Source organism: Bradyrhizobium sp. P5_C12, from assembly GCF_054049735.1.
This window is the reverse complement of the sequence record NZ_JBFULU010000135.1, coordinates 1-866: the sequence shown is the minus strand read 5'-3', so window position 1 is coordinate 866 and position 866 is coordinate 1. Positions and strand designations below refer to the sequence as shown.

Annotated in this window: 2 protein-coding genes; one reads left to right on the top strand and one right to left on the bottom strand. The window is 54.6% G+C overall.

Features of this window, described 5'->3' with window-relative positions:
• Positions 1-305, top strand: a 305-nt coding sequence (locus ACXJMY_RS37960) for an asparagine synthase-related protein (RefSeq protein ID WP_456624463.1), incomplete at its 5' end; no start/stop codon positions are given.
• Between the two features lie 112 nt (positions 306-417).
• On the opposite strand, the gene ACXJMY_RS37955 is transcribed toward ACXJMY_RS37960, so the two are convergent.
• Positions 418-866, bottom strand: a 449-nt coding sequence (locus ACXJMY_RS37955; RefSeq protein ID WP_456624462.1) for a UDP binding domain-containing protein, incomplete at its 5' end; no start/stop codon positions are given.

Below are 866 nucleotides of genomic sequence, written 5' to 3'. Positions count from 1 at the left end.
CCGGAGGCAAGGGCGGCAAGACGGTGCTGCGCGCTGCGATGGACAATATCCTGCCGCCCGAGATCCTACGGCGGAAAAAGGTCGGCTTTCGTGTGCCGATCGGAGAATGGTTTAGAGGCCCTTACCGTGATTTCTTACAAGATATGCTGGTGAGCGAAAGTTCCAGTTTAGCGCAAGTGATAAGTGCCCCCAAGCTTCGCAGGCTTGTAACAGAACACCTCAGCGGTCGACAGAATCACGAAAAGGTTCTTTGGTCATTGACGAATCTCGAACTCTTTTTGCGGACATTTAAGGTTTCAACTTGAAAAGGCCGGCTCTTGAACCCCGCTCGCTGCGCGCGGGGGTATGGTCTCGCACAGCGCGGCCTGGCAACTCCTGCAGCGGGAACGATTGCGCGCTTCGCGCGCGGCACAGCCCCTATGACCCCAAGTCCAAAATCGCCTCAGCGTCGGCGTTGATCAACTTGTCAAACGAAAGCAGCGGAGATCCGAACTTCCTGGACGCGTAGATTTTATGATTCGAAAGGATCACCAGCACGTCTGCCCACCCGTCGACTTGCTCGATAGGGAAAAGCTCGAGATCAAACTCCTTCACGAACGGATCGTGGCAGCGGATTTTGTATTTCTTCGACAGAAGCCTTGCAACTTCCAAAGCTGGACTTTCGCGAGCATCGTCGACATCCGGCTTGTAGCTCACTCCTAGAATTCCGATTCTCTGAATGGTCGAGCCGATCTTGTTGCAAATTCGCCCGGCGATGTACCTCGGCATGTCGTCGTTCAATTCGCGCGCAGTACGGATAAKATCCAGATCAGCAATGTCTTCGGTCAAAAACCACGGATCGATGGCGATACAGTGCCCCCCGACCC